The following is a 7,032-nucleotide window of genomic DNA, read 5'->3' as shown; positions in this document are numbered from 1 at the left end:
CGCGGCACCCTCGACCAACTGCGAAAGCTGGCCGCCCACAGCGATATCCGCGCGATCGAGGCCCTCCCCGCCGATGCGGGCGGCGGCACCTACGCCCTCGTCCCGCTGCTCCCGCGACACCGGGACCACGTCGTCCCCGGCCCCGATGACGGTCCGGTCCCCGAGAACTGACCGGTCGGCCACGAGACCGCGCAGTCACCGGCATCGCGCGGTGGTGACCGTTGCGCGCGCAGCCTCGCCGATCCGTCCGACCATGTGGGCTCGGCGCGCCTCCGCCGTTCGGGCGCTGGCCAAGGGCGGTGCGCGCCCCGAGGTCTCAGGGGCGTACGCGCCTCGAGGCCTCAGGGGTGGCGGGCTAGCATCGGCGCGGGAGGTAGCGCATGAGAGCTCAGGGCAACCCGCATCCACCGCCGTGGGTTCCGGTCACGGTGGTGGCGTCCGAACCGATTCGCCTGCGGCACGGGAGCGCGCCGATGCTGGTCGAGTTCGCGCCCGGTCTGCGGTTCGATCTGCGGCCCGGGGAGAATCGGATCATGTTGCCCGTCGGGCGGTTTCGCGCGCGGCTGTGGTCGCGATACGCGCTGTGGTCGGTCGGCCGGGCGGTGCTCGATATCGACACCACGCGTGGTCCGGTGTGGCTCTACTACGCCGCCCCGCGCACGATCTACAGCGACGGGGCCGCCGACTTCCGGGAGTGTGAGCGACCGGGCGCGGGCGTGTACGCGGCGATTATCGCCGCCGCCGTGCTGATTCCGCTCACCATCGTCCTGGTCGCGGTGTTGCAGCGCTGACCGGCGGGCACCGGGAGGGGGCGGTGTCGGAGTGCTGTGACACAGTGGGGTGGAACTCGGATTCGCCAGTGGAGGTTGGGGTTATGGATTTGACCGCGCGGCAGGCCGATCGGGCGGCGGGGGTGTTGCTGGGGACGGCGGCGGGGGACGCGTTGGGGGCCGGATACGAGTTCACCCATCCGGGGCCGGATGTGGTCGTGCACATGAAGGGCGGCGGGACCTTTCGCTGGGAGCCGGGGGAGTGGACCGACGACACCGCCATGGCGGTCGCGGTGGCCCGGGCGGCGGCCGAGGCGGGGAATCTGCACGAGGAGGCCGGGCTCGACGCGGTGGCGGCCGAATTCGTGGCGTGGTGGGACGCGCGGCCCAAGGACATCGGGAATCAGACGCGGGCGGTGCTCGAATGGCGCGACGGCACCGCCCGCGACATGCGCGTCCGCGCCCACACCCTGGAAGGGTTGAAGGCGGGCAACGGCTCGCTCATGCGGACCGCGCCGGTGGCGCTGGCCTACCTCGACGATGCCGAGAACTGCGTGCTGGCGGCGCGGATGGTGTCCTCGCTCACCCACTACGACCCGCACGCCATGGACGCGTGCGCGCTGTGGACGCTGGCCATCCGGCACGCGGTGCTGCACGGCACCTACGACGGTGTGCGCGAGGCGCTGTCGGTCGTGGACGCCGACTTCTGGGGGCCGCTGCTGGACAAGGCCGAACACGGCACCCCGGCGGACTTCGCCGAGAACGGCTGGGTGGTGCACGCCCTGCAAACCGCCTGGTGGGCCATTACCCACGACGAAACGCTGCCGGGCGCATTGGAATTGGCGGTGCGCGCGGGTGGTGACACCGATACCACCGCCGCCATCGCGGGCGGTCTGCTGGGCGCCCGCCACGGCGCCGCCGCCATTCCGGAGCACTGGCGCACCGTCCTGCACGGCTATCCGGGCTATACCGCCGCCGATCTGCTGACCCTGACCGAACGCGTCGTCACGCGCTGAACCGACGTCAATCCGGCAGGCGCACGACCCCGTCCAGATAGCGGCGGCACCGACCGGTCAGCTGCACCCGGTCGCCGGTGAGCGTGCAGCCCAGGGTGCCGCCCCGGGGCGAGAGCTGTCGCGCGGTGAGGGCGGTGCGGCCCAGATCGGCACTCCAGATCGGGGTGAGCTGGGCGTGCGCCGACCCGGTGACCGGATCCTCGGGTACGCCGACTCCGGGGGCGAAGAAGCGGGAGACGAAGTCGACCGATTCGCCCGCGGCGGTGACGATCACCCCGCGGTGCAGGCTGGGGAAGGCCGCGAAGTTCGGATGTGCTTCGCGCACTTCGAGTTCCGAGGTGACCATGAGCACGATATCGGTGCCGTCCAGGGCACGGATGGGCCGCACCCCGATGGCCTTGGCCAGTGCGCGCGGGATCTCCGCGGTCAGATCGAGTTCCCGGGACGCGACGGCGGGCAGGTCCATGACGAGACCGCCGTCGGCGGCGCGGTCCACCCGCAGCCACCCGCTGCGGGTGTAGAAGTGCACGCGGTCGGAGCCGGGATGCATATCCTCCAGGATCTGCGCGGCCGTCGCGAGCGTGGCGTGTCCGCACAGGTCCACCTCCACGGCCGGGGTGAACCAGCGCAGGTGGAACGCGGGCGCGTTATCCGGCGCGCCCCCGGCCTCCGGTGGTAGCGCCGAGGTGTAGAAGGCGGTTTCGGCGAGGTTGTTCTCCTCGGCGAGCCGCTGCAGCAGGTCGTCCGGCAGCCACGACAGCAGCGGCATGACCGCGGCCGGATTGCCGGAGAAGGGGGCGTCGACGAACGCGTCGATCTGATGCAGGAGAACCTCCATGCCGCCCAAAGTACCCCGCCGATTCAATGACGACCTGGCACAAGGGCGTTCACGGCGAGCCGAACCATGCGACCAGTTCGTCGGTGCGGCCGCCGCGAATACCGTCCGGCTCAGACCTTCTCACCCGGCGCGGCCGGCAGCAGCGGATGCGCCTCACCGCGCAGCCGCGCGCTGACCCACCAGGCCAGCTCCACCAGCACGATGCCGATCCCGCCGAGGACGAAGGCCGTCGTGGTCAGCGTGACGTTGGAGGGGTCCAGCTTGAAGAACTCTCGAGTGAAGGGCACCGAGAACAGGATGAGGTAGCCGGTGACGGAGCCGCCGATGAGCAGCACCTTCCACCACACCCACGGGCGGGCCACGATGGCCAGCACCCAGACCGCGATGATCAGCAGGGTGATGAGCGCGGTCGTCCCGGCCTGCACCTTCGCCGTCTCGCTCGCGTCCGGTCCCTCGTAGGCGAGCAGATAGGCGATGAAGGTCATGACACCGATCACCACGCCGGACGGAATCGCCAGGCGCATCACGCGTCCCACGAATCCGGTGCGGGCCCGCTCGTTGTTCGGCGCGAGCGACAGGATGAACGCCGGGATGCCGATGGTGAACCAGGCCGCGATCGTGACATGTCGCGGCAGGAAGGGATAGCCGATGGACTCGTAGTCGAAGATCTGCGAGCCCACCCCCGCGATACCGATGAGGAAGGCCAGTACCACCGAGTACACGGTCTTGGTGAGGAACAGATTCGAGACGCGCTCGATATTGCCGATCACCCGGCGGCCCTCACCCACCACGTACGGCAGGGTGGCGAACTTGTTGTCCAGCAGCACGATCTGGGCCACCGCGCGGGTGGCCGGGCTGCCCGCGCCCATGGCCACGCCGATATCGGAATCCTTCAGCGCCAGTACGTCGTTCACGCCGTCACCGGTCATGGCGACGGTATGGCCGCGCGATTGCAGCGCGGAAACCATGGCGCGCTTCTGATCCGGACGCACCCGGCCGAAGGTGGTCTGCTGCTCGAGCACGTCGGCGAGCTGGTCGCGATCCTCGGGCAGCTTGCGGGCGTCCACGGCGTGCTCGCCGCCGGTCAGCCCCAGCGAGGACGCCACCGCGCCCACCGAGACGGCGTTGTCGCCGGAGATCACCTTGATGTCGACGTGCTGGGAGGCGAAGTAGTCCAGGGTGTCCCGGGCGTCGGGGCGCACCTTCTGCTCCAGCACCACCAGCGCCGCCGCGGTCACCGCACCGGGCGCGTCGGCGGCGTCCACCGGCCGGTCGCTGCGCGCCAGCAGCAGCACGCGCAGGCCCTGCGCGCCGATTTCCTGTGCGGTGGCGGCGGTTTCGGATTCCGGGTCGAGCAGTACGTCGGGCGCGCCGAGCAGCCAGTTGCCGTGCTCGCCGTAGGAGAAGCCGCTCCATTTCTTGGCCGAAGAGAACGGGGCGACCCCGGTGGGCCGCCAGCCGGGGGTGTCCGGCAGCGCCTCTTTGATGGCCAGCACGCTGGCATTGGGCCGCGGATCGTCGGCGGCCATGGCGGCCAGCACCCGCTTCAGCTCGTCATCGCCGTTGGCCCCTGTTCCGTTGGCACCAGCGCCGTTGCTCCCCGTGCCGGTGTCCGCACCGACCGGCCGGATCTCGGCCAGGCGCATACCGTTCTCGGTGAGGGTGCCGGTCTTGTCCGCGCACACCACGTCCACGCGGGCCAGGCCTTCGATGGCGGGTAGCTCCTGCACCAGGCATTTGCGCCGTCCCAACCGCACCACGCCCACCGCGAAGGCGATGGAGGTCATCAGCACCAGGCCCTCGGGCACCATGGGCACCAGGGCCGCCACCATGCCGTTGACCGCGGGCCGCCACGACTCCCCGCTGGAGACCAGCTGGTTGTAGATGGACAGCAGACCCGCCGGGATCAGCAGGTAGGTAATGACTTTCAGGATGGTGTTGATGCCGTTGCGCAGTTCGGAGTTCACCAGCGTGAACTTGCTGGCCTCCTCGGCCAGTTTGGCGGCGTAGGCGTCCTTGCCGACCTTGGTGGCCCGGTACGCCCCGCTGCCGGACACCACGAAGCTTCCGGACATGACCGGTGCGCCGATCGCCTTGTCGATCGGGTCGGCCTCACCGGTGAGCAGTGACTCGTCGACCTCGAGCAGTTCGGATTCGACCACCTCGCCGTCCACCACGATCTGGTCGCCGGGCCCGAGTTCGATGATGTCGTCGAGCACCACCTCCTGCGGCGCGATCTCGGCGGCGGCGCCGTCGCGGCGTACCACCGGTTTGGCCTGGCCGACGATGGCCAGATTGTCCAGGGTCTTCTTGGCCCGGACCTCCTGGATGATGCCGACCGCGCTGTTGGCCACGATGAGCAGGCCGAACATGCCGTCGATGATCGAGCCGGTCGCCATCACCAGGATGAACAGCACACCCAGGATGGCGTTGATGCGGGTGAAGACGTTTGCCCGCACGATATCGCGCACCGAACGGCTGGCGCGCTCGGGCACGTCATTGGTCAAACCGTCCCGGCGGCGCTGCTCGACCTCTGCGGAGGTGAGACCCAGCGCGGGCGGGCTCTCGGGAGCCTGCGCGGTGATCGACATGCCGACAAGCCTAGAACGCCCGGGCGAATTTGCCCGTGCGCACGGGTCCGCCAGCGCGTGCACGCGGGAATCGGTGATCGTCTTCCCGCGCTCGCTCACCGACGACGAGTGTGGCGGGCGCCCCCGCACATCCGGCCGCCGTGTGACCCCGGCCGTCCTGGTCCACACCACGCGCTGCTGCCGCGGCGAATCCGCTCGCGTGATCGTCTCGGGGCGGGTGATCGACCTACGAGTGTGCGGTCGCTCCGGCACGTCGCACCACCGCGTGGTCCTCGCTGCGGGTGGTCGCGCCGCGCGGGCCGCGACCGGTCGCCGCGGACGGGCGGTTTCGATCATCCGATGATCCGGGTAATCCAGATGATTCGGGGTCGTTGCTGAGGCTAACGTTGAGCAAGTGGCGAGCGGACAGGTATCGGAACCGGGTTCGGGCGCCGACGCGCTCGGGGCGAACCCCGAGGTGACGTCGGTCGACACGGCTGCCGTGGCGCGCACCGCACGCGGCCGGGATCTCGGCGTCTTCTTCGGCGGTGGCGCCTATCTGTGCTGGGGGTTGTTCCCGGCCTTCTTCGGACTGCTCGCCTTCGCCGGACCGGTGGAGGTGCTTGCCGAGCGGATTCTGTGGACCCTGGTGGTGTCACTCACCCTGCTGGCGGTCGCGGGGCGCCTGCGTGAACTGCGCGCGATCAGTGCGCGCACCTGGCGCATGGCCGCGGCCGCGTCGGCCGCCATCTCCCTCAACTGGGGCGTCTACGTCGGCGGCGTGCTCTCCGGGCACGTGGTGGAATGCGCCCTCGGCTACTTCATCAATCCGCTGGTGACGGTCGCGTTCGGGGTGGTGATCTTCCGGGAGCGGCTGCGGCCCGCGCAGTGGGTGGCGCTCGGGCTCGGCGCGGCGGCCGTGGTGGTGCTGACCGTGGACTACGGGCGGCCGCCCTGGATCGCGCTGGTGCTCGCCTGCTCCTTCGCCACCTACGGACTGGTCAAGAAGGTGATTCGGCTGGAACCGCTGCCGGGACTGGCGGCCGAGGGTCTGGTCGCCGCGCCCTTCGCGGTGACCGCGGTGATCGTGCTCGGGGTGACCGGTCAGGCCGCTATCGGATCGAGCGTCCCGCATACCGCGCTGCTCATGGCCACCGGTCCGGTGACCCTGGTGCCGCTGCTGCTGTTCGCCCTGGCGGCGCAGCGGGTGCCACTGTCCACGATGGGAATCCTGCAGTACATCACGCCGGGCCTCCAGTTGGCCTGGGGCGTATTCGTGGTGCACGAGGACATGCCGCCGTCGCGGTGGGCCGGTTTCGCGCTCATCTGGGTGGCGCTGGCGATCTTCACCGCCGATGCCGTGCGGCGTTCGCGCCGGGGTGCGTGATCACTTGAACGAGCCGATCCCGTTGCGTTAGCTTGGGTCTCGTGGCGGTGCTCCCGTTGGTCGACTTGTACCGGCCCGGGGTCGGGACCGTCACGAGTACAGGAGTAATCCTTTGCCCATCCAATTCGATCACACCATCGTCGGCTGTACCGACAAACGAGTATCCGCGGAATTCTGGGCGGACATTCTGGGTCTGGAGGTGGGTGCCCCGGTCGGGCACTTCATTCCGATCCGGGCCGAGAACGGGGTCACCTTCGACTTCGCCGACGTCCCGCCCGATATCCCCACCGGGATTCAACCGCAGCACTACGCCTTTCTGGTCTCGGAGGCGGAGTTCGACGCCGCTTACGAGAAGCTCGAGCGGTACCGGATCACCTACTGGGCCGATCCGCGCGGTCAGCACGAAGGCGAGATCAATCACAACGACGGTGGTCGCGGCATCTACTTCCAG

General features: G+C 69.7%; 6 protein-coding genes. 4 read left to right on the top strand and 2 right to left on the bottom strand.

What is annotated here, in order from left to right; genetic code table 11:
- The first annotated feature begins 380 nt into the window (after positions 1-380).
- A complete protein-coding gene (locus QK444_RS29450; RefSeq protein WP_282785385.1) occupies positions 381-791 on the top strand; it encodes a hypothetical protein in 411 nt (136 codons plus the stop codon).
- Between the two features lie 83 nt (positions 792-874).
- Entirely contained in the window at positions 875-1,786 is a 912-nt protein-coding gene (locus tag QK444_RS29445; RefSeq protein ID WP_282785384.1) for an ADP-ribosylglycohydrolase family protein, read from the top strand.
- 7 nt (positions 1,787-1,793) lie between these two features.
- Here QK444_RS29445 and QK444_RS29440 read toward each other — a convergent pair whose 3' ends face one another.
- Both QK444_RS29440 and QK444_RS29435 read right to left on the bottom strand, forming a co-directional pair.
- Positions 1,794-2,624, bottom strand: a complete 831-nt coding sequence (locus QK444_RS29440; protein WP_282785383.1) for a PhzF family phenazine biosynthesis protein — start codon at positions 2,622-2,624, stop codon at positions 1,794-1,796.
- 110 nt (positions 2,625-2,734) lie between these two features.
- Positions 2,735-5,215 (bottom strand): HAD-IC family P-type ATPase, encoded by a 2,481-nt coding sequence (locus QK444_RS29435; RefSeq protein WP_282785382.1) that lies wholly within the window; start codon positions 5,213-5,215, stop codon positions 2,735-2,737.
- Positions 5,216-5,696: 481 nt separating this feature from the next.
- Here QK444_RS29435 and rarD point away from each other — a divergent pair, with 481 nt between their 5' ends.
- Both rarD and QK444_RS29425 read left to right on the top strand, forming a co-directional pair.
- Positions 5,697-6,581: an EamA family transporter RarD gene (gene rarD, locus QK444_RS29430; protein ID WP_282785386.1), complete on the top strand. Its 885-nt coding sequence runs from the start codon at positions 5,697-5,699 to the stop codon at positions 6,579-6,581.
- 112 nt (positions 6,582-6,693) lie between these two features.
- Positions 6,694-7,032 (top strand): VOC family protein (locus tag QK444_RS29425; protein WP_282785381.1); only part of this gene is annotated, 339 nt, incomplete at its 3' end.

This window comes from Nocardia sp. CC201C, from assembly GCF_030010695.1.
Lineage (GTDB): Bacteria > Actinomycetota > Actinomycetes > Mycobacteriales > Mycobacteriaceae > Nocardia > Nocardia otitidiscaviarum.
This window is presented reverse-complemented; position numbering and strand designations above follow the sequence as displayed.